At 62.2% G+C, this 19,247-nt stretch carries 23 protein-coding genes; 5 read left to right on the top strand and 18 right to left on the bottom strand.

Annotation, left to right across the window (positions count from 1 at the left end):
• A partial coding sequence (locus B3605_RS11700) for an ABC transporter ATP-binding protein (RefSeq protein WP_296433956.1) occupies positions 1–507 on the bottom strand: 507 nt, incomplete at its 3' end.
• Positions 508–602: 95 nt separating this feature from the next.
• On the opposite strand from B3605_RS11700, the gene B3605_RS11695 reads away from it, so the two are divergent.
• A complete protein-coding gene (locus B3605_RS11695) occupies positions 603–1,016 on the top strand; it encodes a cupin domain-containing protein (protein ID WP_037186067.1) in 414 nt (137 codons plus the stop codon).
• A 2-nt stretch (positions 1,017–1,018) separates the two neighbouring features.
• On the opposite strand, the gene B3605_RS11690 is transcribed toward B3605_RS11695, so the two are convergent.
• The 6 genes from B3605_RS11690 to B3605_RS11665 form a co-directional block, all read right to left on the bottom strand.
• Positions 1,019–1,399: a hypothetical protein gene (locus B3605_RS11690; protein WP_112945377.1), complete on the bottom strand. Its 381-nt coding sequence runs from the start codon at positions 1,397–1,399 to the stop codon at positions 1,019–1,021.
• Positions 1,400–1,402: 3 nt separating this feature from the next.
• Complete coding sequence (hydA, locus tag B3605_RS11685; RefSeq protein ID WP_296433954.1) at positions 1,403–2,857, bottom strand: dihydropyrimidinase; 1,455 nt, start codon at positions 2,855–2,857, stop codon at positions 1,403–1,405.
• Positions 2,858–2,973: 116 nt separating this feature from the next.
• Positions 2,974–3,180: a hypothetical protein gene (locus B3605_RS11680; protein ID WP_111564149.1), complete on the bottom strand. Its 207-nt coding sequence runs from the start codon at positions 3,178–3,180 to the stop codon at positions 2,974–2,976.
• 45 nt (positions 3,181–3,225) lie between these two features.
• Positions 3,226–3,423, bottom strand: coding sequence for a hypothetical protein (locus tag B3605_RS11675; RefSeq protein WP_112945379.1), 198 nt, complete (start codon positions 3,421–3,423; stop codon positions 3,226–3,228).
• 137 nt (positions 3,424–3,560) lie between these two features.
• Positions 3,561–3,785 (bottom strand): hypothetical protein, encoded by a 225-nt coding sequence (locus B3605_RS11670; RefSeq protein WP_112945380.1) that lies wholly within the window; start codon positions 3,783–3,785, stop codon positions 3,561–3,563.
• Positions 3,786–3,834: 49 nt separating this feature from the next.
• Positions 3,835–5,088, bottom strand: a complete 1,254-nt coding sequence (locus B3605_RS11665; protein WP_112945381.1) for a Zn-dependent hydrolase — start codon at positions 5,086–5,088, stop codon at positions 3,835–3,837.
• A 300-nt stretch (positions 5,089–5,388) separates the two neighbouring features.
• Here B3605_RS11665 and B3605_RS11660 point away from each other — a divergent pair, with 300 nt between their 5' ends.
• Positions 5,389–6,045 (top strand): TetR family transcriptional regulator C-terminal domain-containing protein, encoded by a 657-nt coding sequence (locus B3605_RS11660; protein ID WP_018897122.1) that lies wholly within the window; start codon positions 5,389–5,391, stop codon positions 6,043–6,045.
• On the opposite strand, the gene B3605_RS11655 is transcribed toward B3605_RS11660, so the two are convergent.
• The 3 genes from B3605_RS11655 to B3605_RS11645 all read right to left on the bottom strand — a co-directional run bounded on the left by B3605_RS11655 (position 6,040) and on the right by B3605_RS11645 (position 10,440).
• Positions 6,040–8,625, bottom strand: a complete 2,586-nt coding sequence (locus tag B3605_RS11655) for an HWE histidine kinase domain-containing protein (RefSeq protein ID WP_112945382.1) — start codon at positions 8,623–8,625, stop codon at positions 6,040–6,042. The two genes, B3605_RS11660 and B3605_RS11655, sit on opposite strands and share 6 nt — an antisense overlap.
• Before the next feature lie 224 nt (positions 8,626–8,849).
• Positions 8,850–9,908, bottom strand: coding sequence for a glycosyltransferase family 4 protein (locus tag B3605_RS11650; RefSeq protein WP_112945383.1), 1,059 nt, complete (start codon positions 9,906–9,908; stop codon positions 8,850–8,852).
• 82 nt (positions 9,909–9,990) lie between these two features.
• Complete coding sequence (locus B3605_RS11645; RefSeq protein WP_112945415.1) at positions 9,991–10,440, bottom strand: rhodanese-like domain-containing protein; 450 nt, start codon at positions 10,438–10,440, stop codon at positions 9,991–9,993.
• Positions 10,441–10,517: 77 nt separating this feature from the next.
• Between B3605_RS11645 and ftrA the strand changes: the two genes are divergently transcribed.
• Complete coding sequence (gene ftrA, locus B3605_RS11640) at positions 10,518–11,546, top strand: transcriptional regulator FtrA (protein ID WP_112945416.1); 1,029 nt, start codon at positions 10,518–10,520, stop codon at positions 11,544–11,546.
• Here ftrA and B3605_RS11635 read toward each other — a convergent pair.
• The 6 genes from B3605_RS11635 to B3605_RS11610 all read right to left on the bottom strand — a co-directional run bounded on the left by B3605_RS11635 (position 11,515) and on the right by B3605_RS11610 (position 17,341).
• Positions 11,515–11,829: a HigA family addiction module antitoxin gene (locus B3605_RS11635; protein ID WP_112945384.1), complete on the bottom strand. Its 315-nt coding sequence runs from the start codon at positions 11,827–11,829 to the stop codon at positions 11,515–11,517. The two genes, ftrA and B3605_RS11635, sit on opposite strands and share 32 nt — an antisense overlap.
• Positions 11,830–11,839: 10 nt before the next feature.
• Positions 11,840–12,130 carry a type II toxin-antitoxin system RelE/ParE family toxin gene (locus B3605_RS11630; protein ID WP_112945385.1) on the bottom strand — a complete coding sequence of 97 codons (291 nt, stop codon included), beginning with the start codon at positions 12,128–12,130 and terminating at the stop codon, positions 11,840–11,842.
• An 81-nt stretch (positions 12,131–12,211) separates the two neighbouring features.
• Positions 12,212–13,525, bottom strand: coding sequence for an NAD-dependent dihydropyrimidine dehydrogenase subunit PreA (gene preA, locus B3605_RS11625; RefSeq protein WP_112945386.1), 1,314 nt, complete (start codon positions 13,523–13,525; stop codon positions 12,212–12,214).
• A 15-nt stretch (positions 13,526–13,540) separates the two neighbouring features.
• Positions 13,541–14,902 carry an NAD(P)-dependent oxidoreductase gene (locus tag B3605_RS11620; protein WP_296433949.1) on the bottom strand — a complete coding sequence of 454 codons (1,362 nt, stop codon included), beginning with the start codon at positions 14,900–14,902 and terminating at the stop codon, positions 13,541–13,543.
• Positions 14,903–15,346: 444 nt separating this feature from the next.
• On the bottom strand, positions 15,347–16,360 hold the full coding sequence (locus B3605_RS11615) for a sensor histidine kinase (protein ID WP_112945388.1): 1,014 nt from the start codon (positions 16,358–16,360) through the stop codon (positions 15,347–15,349).
• A 186-nt stretch (positions 16,361–16,546) separates the two neighbouring features.
• Positions 16,547–17,341 (bottom strand): response regulator, encoded by a 795-nt coding sequence (locus tag B3605_RS11610; protein ID WP_026282760.1) that lies wholly within the window; start codon positions 17,339–17,341, stop codon positions 16,547–16,549.
• 273 nt (positions 17,342–17,614) lie between these two features.
• On the opposite strand from B3605_RS11610, the gene B3605_RS11605 reads away from it, so the two are divergent.
• On the top strand, positions 17,615–17,818 hold the full coding sequence (locus tag B3605_RS11605) for a NepR family anti-sigma factor (RefSeq protein ID WP_112945389.1): 204 nt from the start codon (positions 17,615–17,617) through the stop codon (positions 17,816–17,818).
• A 10-nt stretch (positions 17,819–17,828) separates the two neighbouring features.
• Positions 17,829–18,383, top strand: a complete 555-nt coding sequence (locus B3605_RS11600; RefSeq protein WP_018897185.1) for an RNA polymerase sigma factor — start codon at positions 17,829–17,831, stop codon at positions 18,381–18,383.
• Between the two features lie 84 nt (positions 18,384–18,467).
• Here the strand turns inward: B3605_RS11600 and B3605_RS11595 are convergent, their stop codons facing one another.
• On the bottom strand, positions 18,468–18,869 hold the full coding sequence (locus B3605_RS11595) for a hypothetical protein (protein ID WP_018897186.1): 402 nt from the start codon (positions 18,867–18,869) through the stop codon (positions 18,468–18,470).
• 9 nt (positions 18,870–18,878) lie between these two features.
• Complete coding sequence (locus B3605_RS11590) at positions 18,879–19,226, bottom strand: DUF883 family protein (protein ID WP_112945390.1); 348 nt, start codon at positions 19,224–19,226, stop codon at positions 18,879–18,881.
• Positions 19,227–19,247: the final 21 nt, after the last annotated feature.

The raw sequence follows: 19,247 nt of genomic DNA, 5'->3' as shown, positions 1-19,247 counted from the left end.
GCCGAAGGGCTCGTCCATCAGAAGCAGGTCGGCGTCGAAGGCGAGCGCGCGGGCGATCGAGGCGCGCTGCTGCATGCCGCCGGAGAGTTGCCAGGGGAACTTCTTCTCGAAGCCGGTCAGGCCGACGAGATCGAGCGCCTCGGCGATGCGCTTCTGCCTTTCATCGGCCGGGTAGTTCATGATCTCCAGCGGCAGCGCGATGTTCTTGTCGATGGTGCGCCATGGATAGAGCGCCGGCGACTGGAAGACATAGCCGTAGGCGCGCGCCTTGCGGGCGTCCTCCGGCGTCATGCCGTTGACTGTGATATCGCCCGAGGTCTTCTTCTCAAGATCGGCTATGACGCGCAGGAAGGTGGTCTTGCCGCAGCCCGATGGGCCGATGAAGGAGACGAAGTCGCCCTTGCGGACATCGAGGTTGACGTTGCTCAGCGCATGCACCGGCGCGTCATTGGCCTGGTAGGTGAGACACAGATCCTTGGCGGATACGACGGAGGCAGCTTGCGTCAATGCGGATCGATCCTGTTTTCCCCGCGCGGCGGCGGTTTGCGTGATATCATGGGCGGCGGTTTGGGCCGCGCCGGCAAGCTTTGAGGAGGACGACGATGGATGCGACATCAAAACCGACCTGCCATATCGTGCGCCCCGACCATTCCTACGACGGAAAGCAGGGGCTGAGCTATTTCCAGGGTATTGCCGCCGAGACGGTCGGCGCCAAGGGCATCTGCATGCATCTTCTCACCATCCCGCCCGGCGTGCGCGCCAAGGCGCATCTGCACGAGGCGCACGAGACGGCGATCTACATGCTGTCGGGCGAGGCGCACACCTGGTACGGCGACGACCTCGAGCATCATGTCGTCGTGCATGCCGGCGAGCTGTTCTACATCCCCGCCGGCGTGCCGCACCTGCCCGCCAATCTCAGCAGCACGCCCTGTACGGCGATCATCGCGCGCACCGATCCCAACGAGCAGGAGAGCGTCGTGTTGCTGCCGGAGCTGGATGGGAACGTGCCGGTGTGATGTCACTTGCATAGTGGCAGCGGCCCCCACTTTATGCCGGCATCCGAGGTGAAGCCGATCGTGTAGCCTTTTGGGCCATAGGTGATCTTTGCCGTGTCCTCGCTTGCCGCTTCTTCGCCCTCGGCCTCGCAGGAGACCTTGGCGGTGAAGTTCTTGCCCTCGGTTTTCAGCACCTTCTCGATGGTGCAGGCGGAGGCCGCCGTGGTGATGGCTTCCGATGTCAGCAGGAAGAAATTTTCCGATCCGGTGGATTCGCCCGACTTGGCATAGGCGCATCCGTCCTTGTTGCCGTAGCTCCCCTTGATCGGCAAGGTTTCGGCGCTTGCCGCGAAGGTCAGCGCGGCCAGCGAAACGAGAGTAAGAATCAGCCTGCCGCGCGCCATCGATCACACTCCGCTTGCCGGAATGCCTGATCGCTCGACCTTGCGCGGCGCGGTGATTTCCTTCCAGGTCGAGAGCGCCTTCGAGACGGCGGTGACCGGTTCGCGCTTGACGAACTCGCCATGGCCCTCGCGGGTCTTCATCGTCTCCTCTTCGACCACGACAACGCCGCGGCTCAGCGTATAGCGCGGCAGGCCGGTGACCTGCTTGCCCTCGAAGACGTTGTAATCGATCGCCGACTGCTGGCTTTTCGCCGAAATCGTCTTGGAGCGCTTCGGGTCCCAGACCTCGAGGTCTGCATCGGCGCCGACGAGGATGGCGCCCTTGCGGGGGTAGATGTTGAGGATCTTGGCGATGTTCGTCGAAGTGACGGCGACGAATTCGTTCATCGTCAGGCGGCCGGTGTTGACGCCGTAGGTCCAGAGCATCGGCATGCGGTCCTGCAGGCCGCCGGTACCGTTCGGGATCTTGGTGAAATCGCCGACGCCGTAACGCTTTTGGTCGGTGGTGAAGGCGCAGTGATCGGTGGCGACGACCTGTAGCGAGCCGGAGGCGAGGCCGGCCCAGAGTGAGTCCTGGTGCTGCTTGTTGCGGAAGGGGGGCGACATGACGCGGCGGGCGGCATGGTCCCAGTCCTTGTCGAAATACTCGGTTTCATCGAGCGTCAGGTGTTGGATCAGCGGTTCGCCATAGGCGCGGATGCCCTTCTGGCGGGCGCGGCGGATGGCTTCATGCGCCTGTTCGCAGGAGGTGTGGACGATATAGACGGGGCAGCCGGCCATGTCGGCGATCATGATGGCGCGGTTGGTGGCCTCGCCCTCGACTTCGGCCGGGCGGGAATAGGCATGCGCCTCTGGGCCGCTATTGCCTTCGGCGAGCAGCTTCGCGGACATGGAGGCGACGACGTCGCCGTTTTCGGCGTGGACGAGCGGTAGCGCGCCAAGTTCGGCGCAGCGCTGGAAGGAAGCGAACATCTCGTCGTCGTTCACCATCAGCGAGCCCTTGTAGGCCATGAAGTGCTTGAAGGTGTTGATGCCCTTGTCCTGAACGATCGTCTTCATTTCGTTGAAGACCTGCTCGCTCCACCAGGTGATCGCCATGTGGAAGGAATAGTCGCAATTGGCGCGGGTGGACTTGTTGTCCCACATGGTGAGCGCTTCGAGCAGCGACTGGCCGGGGGCGGGAAGGGCGAAGTCGACCACCATAGTGGTGCCGCCGGCAAGGGCCGCGCGCGTGCCGCTGTCGAAGTCGTCGGAGGAATAGGTGCCCATGAAGGGCATTTCGAGATGGGTGTGCGGATCAATGCCGCCGGGCATGATGTAGCAGCCGGTGGCGTCAAGCGTCTCTGTTCCGGAAAGGTTGGGCCCGATCTCGACGATCTTGCCGCCATCGACCTTCACATCCGCCTTGTAGGTCAGGTCAGCGGTGACGATGGTGCCGTTCTTGATGACTGTGCTCATTGGTCGGGTTCCCTGTTTTTATGAGACGGGGCACCGTTCACGGTGCCGTCGCGCCGTGTCCAGCAGTCTAATGAATATGAAATACGCCTTCCGGAAAATGCTTGTCGAAGGCTGGTTCAGGTCTCGACGAGATCGAGCCTGCGCTCGACGCGCTCAAGGCGTTCATCGATGCGATCGACGCGCCGTGAGATGCTCGCATATTGCTGTTCAAGAAAGCCAAGCCGCTCCTTGGTTTCGAGATGATATTGGGTGTGCGATCCGAGCGTTTCCTGAATCCGCTTGAGCGTTTCGTAAATAAGCTCGTTGGTGACCTTGTCTGACATTGCTCAATCCCTTTGAGACCGAAGGGCAGGTGATAAGCGTTGCCGCTAGCTTTCGACGAGATCCAGCCGCTTCTCGATGCGCAGGACGCGCTCGTCGAGGCGGTCAAGCCGTGTCGAAATGGTCGCATACTGATGTTCGAGGCTGCCGAGGCGCTGCTTGACCACTTGCATGTCGTCGGAAAGTCGTTCGACCGTGCCGCGGATGGCACGCAAATGCTCAAGGATGAGGTTGTCAGACGACATGCACCAGCCTCCGTTGGCGGGAACTCATCTTCTAAACATAGCAACTGCAACATCATCCCACAATCTCCTTGCCCAATGCCTTACTCAGCATCGACCGAGGATTTGACTGTAGAGGAAATGCTCGCTTGCGGGCGCCGCTAGCTTTCGACGAGATCCAGCCGCTTTTCGATACGCAGTATGCGGTTGTCCATTCTGTCGAGGCGGTTGGACAGGATCGCATAGTTGCCGTTGAGCAGGGCAACCTGACTTTCGATCTGACCGAGGCGACCCTTGATTTCGATGAGGTCGTCCGAGTGACGATCCTGCGTGGCGCGGATCGCGCGCAGATGTTCAAGGACGAGGTTTTCTGTAGAGGAAGACATGCAATGGTCTCCGCGAGTTCAGCCGGTATCAAATATAGCGGCTGCATGGTCATCCGACAATCTCCGCCGTCTCCACCACCGCGTGGAACAGCACGTCCGCGCCGGCCGAGGCCCACTCCTTGGAGATCTCCTCCGCCTCGTTGTGGCTGAGGCCGCCGACGCAGGGGCACATGACCATGGTTGCCGGCGCCACCTTGGCGGCCCAGCAGGCGTCGTGGCCGGCGCCGGAGATGATGTTCATGTGGCTGTAACCGAGACGGTCGGCGGCGTTGCGGACGGCGTCCACCAGTTTCGGGTCGAAGGTGACTGGGTCGAAATGGCCGACGGCCTCGACCGAACAGCCGACGCCGAGGGCTTCGCAAATCTTGGCGGCCTCTGCCTCGATCGTCGCGCGCATGCGGTCGAGTTTGGTCTGGTCGGGAGTGCGGATGTCGACGGTGAAGACGACCTTGCCGGGAAGCACGTTTCGTGAGTTCGGCGAGAAGAAGACCTGGCCGACGCCGCCGACGGCGCCTGGCTGTTCGCCCATCGCCACGGCCTGCACCATTTCCATGATGCGCGACATAGCGAGCCCGGCATTGACGCGCAGGTTCATCGGGGTGGAGCCGGTGTGGGCTTCGCGGCCTGTCAGCGTGAATTCCAGCCACCAAAGGCCCTGGCAGTGGGTGACGACGCCGATCTGCTTGCTTTCGGCTTCGAGGATCGGTCCCTGCTCGATGTGATATTCGAAATAGGCGTGCATCTTGCGAGCGCCCACCTCTTCTTCGCCGAGCCAGCCGATGCGCTTCAGCTCGTCGCCATAGGTCTTGCCCTCGGGGTCCTTGCGGGAATAGGCGTAGTCGATGTCGTGGACGCCGGCGAAGACGCCGGAGGCGAGCATGGCGGGGGCGAAGCGGGCGCCTTCCTCGTTTGCCCAGTTGGTGACGACGATGGGGTGCTTCGTCTTGATGCCCATGTCGTTCATCGTGCGAACGACCTCGAGCGCGGCCAAGACGCCGAGCACGCCGTCATACTTGCCGCCGGTCGGCTGCGTATCCAGATGCGAGCCGACATAGACGGGGAGCGCTTCGGGATCGGTGCCGGGGCGGGTCGCGAACATCGTGCCCATCTTGTCGACGCCCATGGTCATGCCGGCTGCGTCGCACCATGTCTTGAAGAGGCTGCGTCCTTCGGCATCGGCGTCGGTCAGCGTTTGGCGGTTGTTGCCGCCCGCGATCCCCGGGCCGATCTTCGCCATGTCCATGAGACTGTCCCAGAGACGGTCCCCGTTGACGCGCATGTTCTCGCCTGGTGCTGCCACCATATCCGTATTCCTCACCAGTTTTTATGCGGCGCATGCGTCAGCATGTCCGCTTGTTCCCGTGGTCAGTTTCAGCGCCTTGTTTGTTTTATTGGCGTCTGAAAATCGTCAGTTGCCTTTGATTTGCTTCTGACGGATAATTTGACCGACTGGTAAACATTACAACTTCCGGCGTCGGGCTCAAGGCGAAAATCAGGAAAAATACAGACAAAATTCAGGGCATATGCCCGGTTTTTCGGCAGCGGATCGCCGCTGTTTAAAGTTGACTGAAATAGTTGAATTTGAAAGAGAAAAATTAGCGACATGGCGATACCGAGAGCTGCGAAAACACAGCGGCGTACCCGCATCCAGGAGGAGAAAGAGGAACAGATCCTGGAAGCGGCGCTCGATGTGTTTTCGGTGAGCGGTTTTCGTGGCTCGACGATCGACCAGATCGCCGAGGTGGCGGGCATGTCGAAGCCCAATCTGCTCTATTATTTCCGCACCAAGGAAGCGATGCACCGGGCGCTGATCGACCGCGTGCTGTTCACCTGGCTTGAGCCGCTGCGCGCTTTCAATGCGCAAGGCAATCCCGAGAGCGAGATCCGCGGCTATATCCGCCGCAAGCTTGAAATGGCCCGGGATTTTCCGCGCGAGAGCCGCCTGTTCGCCAATGAGGTGCTGCAGGGCGCGCCGCATATCGAGGATGAGCTGAAGGGACCGCTGAAGGAACTGGTCGACGAGAAGGCCGCGGTCATCCGCGCCTGGGCCAAGGCCGGCAAGATCGTCAAATGCGATCCCTACCACCTGATCTTCTCGATCTGGTCGACGACGCAGCATTACGCCGACTTCGACGTGCAGGTGCGCGCCGTGCTCGGGCAGGGGCAATCAGGCGAGGGGCGGTTCGAGGACGCGGCGCGGTTTCTCGAACAGCTCTTCGTGGATGGTCTCAGCGTGCGGACAAACCAGCCGGCGTCATGATTTGACGATCGGCGTCATGCGCGACAAAGCGCTTGCGACGCTCTCGATCGTATAAGGCTTCTGCAGCAGATTGGCGCCGAGCGCGCCATAAGCCTGCGATACCCCTTCGCCATAACCCGTTGCCAGGATCAGCGGCACGCCCTTCGCCGCCAGCCTTTCGGCGACGGCGATGCTCGTTTCCTCGCCGAGATGGACGTCGAGAACGGCCAAGTCGAAATTGCGGCTGTCGATGACCGCCAAGGCGTTCGAGACATTCGGGGCAAGCGACACGCTATGGGCGCCGAGTTGCAGGAAGATGTCTTCTCCATCCATGGCAATGATGAGATTGTCCTCGACGAGCAGGATGTCGAGCCCGTCCAGTGGCCGGTCCTTGATCGTCTCCAGAATGGCCTTGGCCGATTGCAGCGATTGTTCCGGCAGCAGAGAGACCGCGCCATCGGCGAAGGTCGCGAACTTCTCGGGGATCAGGAAATGTGCCTCAAGGCCTTCAGGTTCATAGCGCACGTCCGCCTGGCCGCCGAGCTCATAGGGGATCGAGCGGCGGATGATCGTGGTGCCGAAGCCCTGGCGAGTCGGCTGCTTGACGGGCGGGCCATCGCTTTCGCGCCAGTGGATGACGAGATTGCCGGCGTCGTCCTTGTGCCAATCGACCCCGACGGTGCCGCTGTCGCAGAGGCTGCCGTATTTGGCGCTGTTGGTCACCAGTTCGTGGAACACCAGCGCCGATATCGAAAACGCCTGAGGTGCCAGCAGCACTTCCGGCCCGTTCATGATGATGCGCGCGGCATTCGGGCCGAGATAGGCGGCGGCTTCGGCCTGGAGCAGGGCCCGCAGCGGCGCCGGCGCCCAGTGGTCGCGGGTGATCTGGTCGTGCGCGCGCGACAGCGCCTGCACGCGACCTTCGAGATGGCCGATGAACTCGTCGGTGCTGTCAGTCGTGCCGCGCGACTGGCGGATCAGGCCGCTGATGAGGCTCAATATGTTGCGCACGCGGTGGTTCAGCTCGGCGATCAGCAGTTCCTGCCGTTCGTTGGCCTGTTGGCGCACGGCGTTGGCTTCATCCGTCAGCCGCAGCACGACCTCGATCAGCGTGACGCGAATGGTTTCGGCAACGCGGCGTTCGGCGGCCGAGAAGGGCTGCGAGTGCTGGCGCACCAGCTCGGACCAGGTCTCGAAGCTCTTGCGCGGCGTCAGGCGCGGACCGTTCGGGCCGTATTCGACAGGCTTGTGCGGATCGCCCGCCCAGCGCACGGAGCGCACGATCTCCTGGCGGAAGAGAACCACGTAGTCGCGCGGCGAGCGCGAGATCGGGATGGCGATCAGCCCGGCCACGATGTCGCCGGACATCGTCCCCGGCCATGTCTCCGCGATGCTGTCGGTCGAAAACACGCGGCCGGCGGAGTTGCGGTTGAGGACGCGGACGAGCTCGCCGAATTCGGTCTGCGACGGCGTGATGCCGTTCAGCGCCGAGCGGCCGTTGATCCAGACGCCGATGCCATCGGCCGGGATCGCGTCGGCCAGCGCGTCGATCAGCCAGGAGGGATCGTCGAGCAGGCTGGCATTGTCGGCGACCGAGGTCAGCAGCCGGTCGGCGATCTGGCGGGCCTTGGTTTCGAACTCGAGCGCAAGCCGCCGCTCGCGGCTCTCCAGCCGTGACGCGAACATCTGGCCAAACAGTTCCGATGTCGTGCGCCGCTCGAAGGAGGGCAGGCGGGCGGAATAGTGATGGCAGGCGAACAGGCCCCAGAGCTTGCCGTCGACGACGATCGAGATCGACAGCGAGGCGCCGACGCCCATGTTTTTCAGATACTCGATGTGGATGGGGGATACCGAGCGCAGGATCGACATGGAAAGATCGAGCGAGCGTCCATGCGCATCGATCTCCGGCACCAGAGGCACATTGACGGCGTCGATGTCAGCGATGATGCGGAAGAGATTGCGGGTGTAGAGCGCACGCGCCTGCACGGGAATGTCTGAGGCCGGGTAATGCAGGCCAAGGAACGAGCCGATGCCGGCACGCGCTGCTTCCGCCACCACTTCGCCGGCGCCGCTTTCGTCGAAACGGTAGACCATCACGCGGTCGAAGCCGGTCAGCGCGCGGGCCTGGCGGGCGCCTTCACGGAAGAAGGCTTCCAGCGTTTCGGCCTGGTCGAGACGGCCCATCATGCTGCGGATCGACACCGGCGAGCCGCCTTGCGCACCCTCCTGCGAGGGCTCGGCCTCGATCACCACATGCTCGTCGCTCATGTGGATGGCGATATCGAAAAGCGGGCCGCCTTCGGAAAGCTCGATGCCGAAGAGGCGTTCCACCACGTCGGGGCCGCGCATGATGCTCAGCCGGTTGCGCAGCGTGTGCATGGTCTTGCCGCTGATCACGCGCGAGACAGGCTGGCCGATGATCTCATCGCAGGCGATGCCGACGAACTGTTCGAGATTGGCGGAGGCGCGCGCCACCATCCAGTCCGATGAGACGACAAGCAGAAAGCCGAAAGGCTGGATGGCGCCCAGGCGATGGATGGGTTCGCGGTCGCAGTTGGTGAGGTCGACCTTGCCGAAATTCTCGCTCGAATTCTCGCTCACGATGGACGATGCTCCCGATCATACGGGGCAGCGTCTGCCATCGGGAGAACTGGAAAAACGTCTGCCGCTGCGTGGCAATCGCTGGTGTGGGCGCGAAGCGCGCTGCAAGGGGGCATGCTGTGGGATTTCCAGTTTTCGGTTCGGGACGCGAGATAAATCTCTAATGAGCAGGATTGAAAATATGCGTCAAGCTATCCGGATTTCCACCCGCCGGGCAGGAAATTTCACAGCATCAAGGACTTCGCCTGTTTGCGCGCGGTTTTCTGCCTGATCTCGTAGACCTGCCGGACCTCATGTCTTCGCTGGTCTCGCCTGTCATTCGATGGGATTTCCGAGAGCCAGGCGATGGCTATGTCCGTGAACTCTGTGTCGGCGGGGATGAGGAGGTCGGTCTCATCGAGCTGCTTGCGGATGCAGCCGCGATCAAAGGCAATCACGTCGTTTCCGGCCGCCTTTGCCTCGAAGACGACCAGGGGCTGGGCCTCGTTGGCGTAGGTTGTCGGGAAGACGAAGACGTCGATATCTCGGTAGAACTTCGCCTTGTCGTCGCCAAGCACGCGGCCGCGATAATCCAGCGCGCCCGCGAATTCATTCAGCGCCAAGTCTATCATGGCGCGGTCGGCGCTGTCAGTCGCCGGGCCGGCGAGGACGGCGCGGATCGGCAATCCCTGCAGGATCGCCTGTCGCAGCAGATCGAGAAACGTCTCCAGTCCCTTGGCGCGGCTGAGGTTGCTGAGCATGCCGATGGTCAGCGGGCGGGCGGGGATCGCTGCGTCCTCGCTCTGCGGCGGTACGAAGGCGGCGTTGGAGATGATGGCGGTGTGCAGGCGCCGGTCATAGGTGTCGGTGAAGCGGTCGCGCATCATGCCGCAGAGAAAGACATGGGTGAGGTCGGGAGCGGCGAGCGCCAGGATGGCGCGCATGGTGAAGCTCGGCTGGTCGACATAGCGAAAGCTGTGGTGGTGAAGGTAGGTCGGGTAGGCGAAGAGCCGGGCGAACGCCACCAGCAGCAGCGTGTAAAGCTGGCCGAAGCCGCCGTCGCAGGCCAGATAGCAGGCCTTGTCGGCATGTCCGCGCTCGCGTGCGAGACCGGCGAGCGCGGCGAATACCCGGACAACCTTTGCCGGATGCCGCCAGAGGCGGGAACCGCCTGCTGGTGGCGAGAGGTTGCTGGTGACGACGGTGTGGTCTTCCAATAGCAGGTCCACCATCGCCGCCGTGGCAAAGGAGAAGCCGTGAAGCGGCGGCGGCAGCGGGCCGATGGCAACGATATGACGGGTCATGCGGGCCACCTCTCCAGCCTGCGATGACTATGCGCGCCGGCGCGGAAAACTCAATCTCCCCGTTCGGCGCATATGCCCGCCGCTATGCTGTTGCGTTGGGCGCTCCGGTTTCGAAATCGAAGCCTTCGTCCGCCCAGCCGGTCATGCCGCCGATCATTACCTTGACCCGGTAGCCGAGCCTTGCGAGGCGAAGGGCCGCCTTGTCGGTGCCGTTGCAATGCGGGCCGGCGCAATAGACGACGAAGAGGGTGTCCGATGGCCACGCGGACATGCGGTGCGCGGTCATCTTCCCGTGCTGCAGGTTCTGGGCGCCGGGCACATGCGACAGGGCGAACATGGCGGGAGAGCGGACGTCGAGGAGGACGAAGTCGATGCGTCCTGATGCAAGCGAGGCGTGAACGTCCCAGCAATCGGTCTCGAAGGCGAGCTTGCGGGCGTAGTAGGCGGCGATTGCCTCCGGTGCTGCGGCCGGGGTTTCGGCGACGTAGCTTGGTGCCACGGGGTGGATTGTGGGCTGCTGTTCGGGGATCATGTCGGGCATCGAGGTCTCCTGTCGTTGTTGTTGCCGCAGAAGATGCGCGATGATAGATGTTCGCGAAACTGGCCATAATGACGACTGGCGTAAAGATCATGCCAAATACCGCCGCGCTATCAGGACCCAAGGTTGCCGCGCTCGTCTATGACGGTCTGTGCACCTTCGAATTCGGCATCGCCTATGAGGTCTTCGGTTTGCCGAGACCGGAGATGGGGGCGAACTGGTATCGCTTTCGCGCCTGCGGTGTGGAACCAGGCCCCCTTCGCGCGGCCGGTGGGTTGAGCGTGACTGTCGATGGTGGTCTCGACGATCTCGAGGATGCCGATCTGATCGTCGTTCCCGGCTGGCGGGCGATCGATGCGCCGGTGCCGGATGCGCTGATAAAGGCGTTGCGGGCGGCGCATGGGCGTGGGGCGCGGATCATGTCGCTATGCTCAGGTGTTGCTGTTCTGGCCGCCTCGGGATTGCTTGCAGGCAAGCGGGCGACGACGCACTGGCGCTATGTCGCTTCCGTGGCCGAGCGTTATCCCGAGATCGGGCTCGATGCCGATGTGCTCTACATGGACGAGGGGCGGATGCTGACGGCGGCGGGCAGTGCCGCCGGCATCGATCTCTGCCTGCATGTGGTGCGCGGCGATTTCGGCGCGGAGGCGGCCAATTCGGTCGCCCGGCGCCTCGTCGTGCCGCCGCATCGCGAGGGCGGGCAGGCGCAGTTCATCCGCGCTCCCGTGCCGCTGCCGCGCGAAGGCGTGCGGCTCGGGCCGCTCATCGAATGGATGCGGGCGCGGCTGAACGAGGAACAGCCGATCAGCCTGCTTGCGGCCAAGGCGGGGATGAGCCAGCGCACCTTCCAGCGCCGTTTCGAGGCAACGACGGGATCGAGCGTCGGCGAATGGTTGCTTGCAGAGCGGCTGCGACATGCGCGCGAACTCCTGGAGCGAAAGGGTGAGGCATCGCTCGACGACATCGCCACCGCTTGCGGCTTCGGAACGCCGGCAACGATGCGGCATCACTTTCGTCGGCGGCTGGGGACCAGCCCGGGGGCTTATCGGAAGGTGTTTTCGGGTGGCGTTACGGATGCGAGCCGGGGCGATAGGGCTTGACGTTGATGTCGTTCTCGCGCTTGCGGGCCTGAGCAATGTCGAAGCTGTTTTGCATGCGCATCAGCGTATCCATGGAAAGCCCGAACGCCTTCTCGAACCGCAGCGCCATTTCCGGCGAGAGCGATGCCCTCTCGTTGAGCAGGGCGGAAAGGGCAGGGCGGGTCACGCCGAGGACGCGCGCGGCATCTGTGACCGAAAGCGCGAGCTCTTCCAAGACCTCGTGCTTCAGAAAGTCGCCGGGATGTGCGGGGCTCTTCACGCGAATACCAAGTGCGTCCGTCATGGGGTCATTCCTAGTGATAGTCTTCGTAGTTCAGATCGATAATCTCGATCTCCGCGTTGTCGATACGAAATGTAAGCCGCCAGTTCTTGGTGACAAACAGGCTCCAGGTGCCTTTCCGGCCGCCTGTGAGTTGGTGCGCTTTCCAGCTTGGAATAGCCCTTAGCTCGTCTTCCGTCTGCATATCCTGCAGATAAGAAATCATGCGGCGCAGCTTGGCCACGACAGCCGGCTGGAGGCCGGACGCGTCGTCATCGACGACGAACCGTCGAAGGCCTTTATGCAGAATATTCCGTATCCTCATGAGGACATATAATCACAAAGCCGCAAACTGTAAAGTGTCGCTTTACAGTTTGCGGCTTTGTATTCTGATGACTGGACTTGCTTACTCCGCGGCCTGCCTTGCCATCGGGTTGTTCGGGTGCGTCGTCCAGTTGGCGTAGTTGGGGTCGACGGTCTTGCCGGTGCGCTCGTCGAGGCTGCCGACAGGTAGCTGCTCCATGGTGATGCAGTTTTCGACGGGACAGACGTTGACGCAGAGGTTGCAGCCGACGCATTCGTCTTCCATCACCTCGAAGTGCCTGACGCCGTTGACGAACTGCGTGATCGCCTGGTGCGAGGTGTCCTCGCAGGCGATGTGGCAGCGGCCGCACTTGATGCAGGCGTCCTGGTCGATCTTGGCCTTGGCGATGTAGTTGAGGTTCAGATACTGCCAGTCCGAGACATTGGGCACGGCGCGGCCGGTAATGTCGTCGAGGTTGCGGTGACCCTTGGCGTCCATCCAGTCGGAGAGGCCGGAGATCATCTCCTGGACGATCTTGAAGCCGTAGGTCATCGCCGCCGTGCAGACCTGCACGTTGCCGGCGCCGAGCACCAGGAACTCGGCCGCGTCGCGCCAGGTGGTGACACCGCCGATGCCCGAGATCGGAAGGCCCTGGGTTTCCGGATCGCGAGCGATCTCGGCCACCATGTTGAGCGCGATCGGCTTGACCGCCGGGCCGCAATAGCCGCCATGGCTGCCGCGTCCGTCGATCGAGGGTTCCGGCGAGAAGGTGTCGAGATTGACCGAGGTGATCGAGTTGATCGTGTTGATCAGCGACACCGCGTCAGTGCCGCCGGCTTTCGCGGCGCGGGCAGGCTTCCTGATGTCGGTGATATTAGGCGTGAGCTTGGTGATGACTGGCATGCGGGTGTACTGCTTGCACCAGCGCACCACCATTTCGATATATTCAGGCACCTGGCCGACGGCGGCACCCATGCCGCGCTCGGACATGCCGTGCGGACAGCCGAAGTTGAGCTCGATGCCGTCGGCGCCGGTTTCTTCCACCAGCGGCAGGATCGCCTTCCAGCTTTCCTCCTCGCAGGGAACCATGATCGAGGCGATCAGCGCGCGGTCCGGCCAGTTCATCTTCACCTGCTTCATTTCGCGCAGGTTGGTGTAGAGGTCTCGGTCGGTGATGAGCTCGATGTTGTTCAAGCCGAGCAGGCGGCGATCGGCGCCCCAGATCGCGCCGTAGCGCGGGCCGTTGACATTGACGACGGGTGGGCCTTCCTCGCCCAGCGTCTTCCAGACCACGCCGCCCCAGCCCGCCTTGAAGGCGCGCTCGACGTTGTAGGCCTTGTCTGTCGGCGGCGCCGAGGCGAGCCAGAAGGGGTTCGGCGATTTGATGCCGACGAAATTGTTGCGGAGATCAGCCATGGTTCACTCTCCCCTTCAGGCGACGGCAACGGCCGGCTGCGCATCGGCGGCCAGCATGCGGTGAATGGATTCGGCGGCGTCGCGGCCATTGGCGACAGCCGAGACGGTGAGGTCGTCGCCCCCGAAGACGCAGTCACCGCCGGCCCAGACGCCGTCAAGCGAGGTGCGGCCTTCGGCATCGACGACGATGCGTCCGGATTCCAGACGCAGGCTTCCAAGGCTCGACGAGACGAGGGCCTGGCCGATCGCCTTGAAGATCTGGTCGGCGGCAATGACGCCGGTTTCGCCCGTGGTCGCCAGGCGGCCTTCCGACAGCGTGGTGTATTCGACCTCGAGCGCCGCGACCTTGCCGTCCTGCGCAAGGATCGCCTTCGGCGCCAGCCAGTGGCGGATGATGACGCCCTTGGAAGTTGCGAGATCCTGCTCGAACTCGGAGGCGTTCATATGCTCCTTGCCGCGGCGATAGCAGATGGTCACTTCCTCGGCGCCCAGAAGCTTTGCCTGCACGGCGGCGTCGATGGCGGTCATGCCGCCGCCGAGCACGATGACGCGGCGGCCGATGGCGATGTCGGCCTTGTTGTCGGTCTGGCGCAGCGCGGCGATGAAATCGACAGCGTCGTCGACGCCCGCGAGATTTTCGCCCTCGACGCGGAGCGCGTTGACTCCCGATAGACCGATGCCGAGGAAGACGGCGTCATATTGCGACTGCAGGTCGGCGAGCTGGAAGTCGCGGCCGAGCAATTGCCCGTGCTGGACCTCTATACCGCCGATCGAGAGCACATAGTCGACTTCCTTCTGCGCGAAGCCATCGACGGATTTATAGGTGGCGATGCCGTATTCGTTGAGGCCGCCGGATTTCGGCTTGGCGTCATAGATCACGACCTCGTGGCCCTTGACGGCAAGACGATGCGCGGCGGCAAGGCCGGCCGGGCCGGCGCCGACGACGGCGATCTTCGTTCCTGATGCGGCGGCGCGAGTGTAATACTGCTTGCCTGATTGCATGGCCGCATCGGTGGCGTAGCGCTGCAGGCGGCCGATCTCGACGGGGCGTTCCTCGGCCGTGTTGCGCACACAGGCCTGCTCGCAGAGTTCTTCGGTGGGACAGACGCGGGCGCACATGCCGCCCAGGATGTTCTGGTCGAAGATGGTCTTCGCGGAGCCGAGGGGATTGCCAGTCGATATCTGCCTGATAAAGAGCGGGATATCGATGGCGGTGGGACAGGCCGTCATACAGGGCGCGTCATAACAGAAATAACAGCGGTCGGAGGCGACCAAAGCCTCGTGTTTGTCGAGGCGCGGGTGAAGATCGGAGAAATTCTTGTCATACTCGGCGGGCGAAAGCCGGCCAGCATGAATCCCAGTGTCCAGACGTTCCATTGAAGTTCCCTCATTATAGGTAAACGGCCAGTGGAACGAAGCGTAACTCAGGATAAAAAATTTATCAAACGGTAAAATTTTAGCATGGAGCGGGCTTGGTAGCGGGCGTATGCTGCTGTTTGGGAACGGTTTTTCGATTCTGGGTTGATTGCTGCCAAGTTGCTCAGTGGGCGCTTGCGGCCGCGCCGATCTTCACAGTGGAAGAATAATTGAAAAAATCAGAGATTTTTCGTGAAGGGCGGGAACCATTCCTCGCATAGCCCGTTATGGCGATATCCGAATGGTGATCGCATCGACCCAAAAATGCGCGCCCCCAAACCACCTTCGGATCACACTCACGGTCCCCTCCCGGTGAGTGAAAACAGCCGGTGCGCCGCCCTCGCACTGGCTGTTTTCTTGTGCACGGTATTCAATAAAAATCGATGGAAGGTCAGCTTGTGACGGTCAGACGCCGCCGACCTGCTGCGGCGCGCGCTTGAGGATCTCGAATTCCGTGTCGGGTATCAGGAGGTGATACTCGATGCGGCCGGGCGTCAGGCGCAGATCGGCCTTGCCATTGACCGACGAGGGCACGACGCGCTCAAGCACGATGCGGCCGAAGCTGTTGTCGCTGAATTCGTGAACTTCGTCGTTGGGCAGCGTTTCGGTCCAGGTGAAGCTGATCGCCTTGCGGTCGCCGTGCGTGGTCTCCTGACAGTCGAGCGCGATCTCGGGTGCGCCGCCGGCAATGGCGCCGAAGGTCGCCGAATTGACGATCAACTCGTGCAACGCGAGGCCGACATGAACCGCGGCGTTCGGCGTAAGGTGAACATTCAGCCCGGTGACGGGCAGGGGGCCGGCGCTCTCCGGCCAATAGGGGGCGAACTGCTTGCGGGTGAGTTCGAAGAGGAAGGCGCCGCGCCAGCTACTGTCGGTGATAAGGTCCTGCGAGTTCGACAGCGACTGGAGCCGGCCGCGGAATTTCACGAGGAAGCTGTCGAGAGACAGCGTGTTGCGGGCGGTCTGCGTGGCGATGCCCTGGATGATGGCAAGCAGGTTTTTCGAGCGGTGCGAGAGTTCGCGCAGGAGCGATTTCAGCACCTTCTCGCGGTGTCTGGTCTCGGTGATCTCGGTGATAATAGACAGCAGGCCGATCTCGTGTCCGAGCGTGACGCGCTGCACCTTGATTTCGTAGGTGCGCATCTCGCCGTCGATGGCGATGTCGGCTTCCGTGCTGGCCGGCGTGCCGGTTTCCAGCGCCTTGCGCTTCAGTGTTTCGAGATTGCGTGCGTGGACTTCGCCGAACATGTCGGCGTCGCTGCCGCCGGGGAGTACGGCGTGTTCAAGATGCGCGGGGAGGTTCTCGGCGTAGACGATGCCGAGGTCGGGATCCTGATAGACAACGGCGATGCCGGCGCTCGCGAGCGCCCGCTCCATCAAGAGCTCTTTGCCTTCCAATGCGAAGGGCGTGCCGGCCAATGGTCCAGTCCTCTTCACCCAGCCGCCTTTCCTTCAATCCGTTTATGCCGCCAGCAGACCCTAAAGTCCGCCCACCGCTTCTTTTTAGAGGCAAGCGCTAGATAAAATCTTAATATCCGGGGAGCGCTGCAGATGGACTGGAACGCTCCCCCTTTCGCATTGTTCCGCAATGGCTGAAATATAGCGTCAGGCGGCTGCCTTCGTGCTTTCGTTGAAGAAAAGCGCCTGGCTGATCAGAGCTTTGACCATGTCAGGGTTGAATGGCTTGGTGACGAGGAAGGTCGGCTCGGGACGCTCACCGGTCAGAAGGCGCTCGGGGAAGGCGGTGATGAAGATCACCGGAACGCTCGAGGTCTTCAGGATGTCGTTGACCGCGTCGATACCCGAGCTGCCGTCGGCAAGCTGGATGTCGGCGAGAACCATGCTCGGCTTGGTCTTGTTGTAGAGCGCCACGGCTTCCGTGTGGGTGCGGGCGATGCCGGTGACGCGGTGGCCCAGGCTCTCGACCATCTGCTCGATATCCATGGCGATCAGCGGTTCGTCCTCGATGATCATGATATCGGTCGCGACCTGGCGGGAAATCTCGCGCGACGCGCTGTCGAGCAGGTTCGCCACTTCGCTCTCTTCGCTGTCGAGAATTTCGGCGATTTCGCCGACGCGGAAATTTTCGACCGAGGCCAGGATGAAGGCCTGGCGGGCGCGCGGCGAGACCTTGCCGAGGTTGATGGTGGCGCGCTGCTCCCAGGCGTAAGGGGAGGAGGGCTCTGGAATCTGCACTGTCGAGGAACCAAACAGCGTCGTGAACAGTTTGTAGAGTGCGACGCGGTCGTTCGATGTGTCAGGGAAAATGGATATGTCGGCAATGATTGCCTCAAGCACTGCGGCGACATACGCGTCGCCTGATGTCTGTGTGCCGGTCAACGCCCGTGAATAGCGGCGCAGATAAGGAAGGTGCGGCGCAATTCGAGTAGAAAGTGTCATAGAAAGCTCCCATAAGCAGGGCCGAAAAACAGCTCCAGTGCATCGAGAACGCACACTACCTGAAAAAAGTTCCAGATGATCAGGAACTTTTTTTACCACCGCGCATTCTACTGCCCACGAGAAGGGGCTCATCGTAAACTGACCTGCGACACGACATGCATTCCGAGAGGGTTGTCCGGCGAGAATTCGACCGAGGCGGCGGGGTACCGGAATGAAGGTTTTCCCGCAGCGGTACACGAGGCTTAGAGACAACGGACAAGAAGTGAAAAGTTAATGACAAGCCGGAACAACGAAGACCTAGACGGCCAACGCGCTGAGTTACGTGCAAGCGACATCATGGATCCCAACAGCCAGATCGGGGTGCGTTTGAGGTCGCTTTACGCTGCCGTTCAGGAAGAAGCGATCCCCGATCGTTTCCTCGATCTCCTCGAAAAGCTCGACCAGGCCGAAATGGCCTCGGCCAAAGCAGCGAAGTGAAGGTCGATCGATGGACAAGCAGCAACCAAGCTTCAAACGCGAGCTCCTTTCGGCTCTCCCAAGCCTGCGCGCATTCGCCATCTCGCTGATCGGTCGTCATGACCGCGCCGATGATCTCGTGCAGGACACCATCATGAAGGCGTGGGCCAAGCAGGACCACTTCGAGATGGGCACCAACATGAAGGCCTGGCTCTTCACCATCCTTCGCAACGAGCTCTACAGCCAGATGCGCAAGGCGGGCCGCGAGATTCAGGACAGCGACGGCCTGTTCACCGAATCCATGGCCACGCACCCATCGCAATACGGCGCGCTCGACCTTCAGGACTTCAAGAAGGCGCTCGAGCAGCTGCCGAGCGACCAGCGCGAAGCGATCATTCTGGTCGGCGCATCGGGCTTCTCCTACGAGGAAGCTGCCGAAATCTGCGGCTGCGCGGTCGGAACGATCAAGAGCCGCGTCAATCGCGCCCGCCAGCGGCTGCAGGAAATGCTGCAGATCACCGGCGAGGCCGATTTCGGACCGGATGCGACTTCGTCGCCGCTGACCTCGAAGGCCTTCGCCTTCTGAGACTGTATTGATCGGACAAGGAAAAACCGGCTGACCCTTGCGGGCGCCGGTTTTTTTATGCGTTCAGCGAAAGCGGCATTGCGGTCAGTCGCGATCCTTCGAGGTGAAGAGATTGGCGGCGACCATGGCGGCAATGACGCCGGCGGTCAGCAGCGGCTGCGAGCGGATGATGCCGAGGCTTGCGGCGGCGGCCGTCTCGAACGCCTGCTTGCGTTCTTTTGCGCGCCGGGCCTCCTGGGCGTTCATCACCATCATGACGATCATCACGATGATGGCGATCAGAAGCGCGCAGGCCGCGAGGAAGAGTGCTGCTCCGACAGCGCCGTAAATGCCGGCAAGCCAGATCGCGCCGGCTGTGACGGCCAGTGCATAGGCGGTCAGCACGAAAATCGCGGCTATGGCAATGAAAATACCGTTGCGCTTGGTGCGCGCAACGGTGCGGTGAACACTCGTGCCTACCAGGAGGCTGAGGATCGGGAACAGCATCTAGCCTCCTTAGCGTCGTGCCAGGAGGGCAACGACCAGTCCGAATGCGGCAGCAGCGCCGATGGTGGCGACTGGGTGTCTGCGAACGGTGTCGCGCACTTCGGAAGCGCCGCGCAGATAACCATCCTGCAGGTCGCGCAGCAAGTCCTCGCTGCGGGCAACGAGATCTTCGTAGCCGGATGCCGCCTGGGCGCTGAGCTTGTCGCTCTGCTTGCGGGAGTTCTTGCTGATCAGCTTCGTCAGCGACGCGATTTCATCCTGGAGGGATGCGATCTGGTCCTCGACCGTTGCCTCGATGTTGTGGAGAGCGGCGCTGCCATTGCGACGGTGACGGCCGGACTGAAGGAAAGATGCCATGGTTTTCTCCATTGTTACGGC

The sequence above is a fragment of the Rhizobium sp. UBA1881 genome (assembly GCF_002338015.1).
GTDB lineage: Bacteria > Pseudomonadota > Alphaproteobacteria > Rhizobiales > Rhizobiaceae > Rhizobium.
Note: the sequence above shows the minus strand (reverse complement) of the source record. Positions and strands in the feature narration are given on the sequence as shown.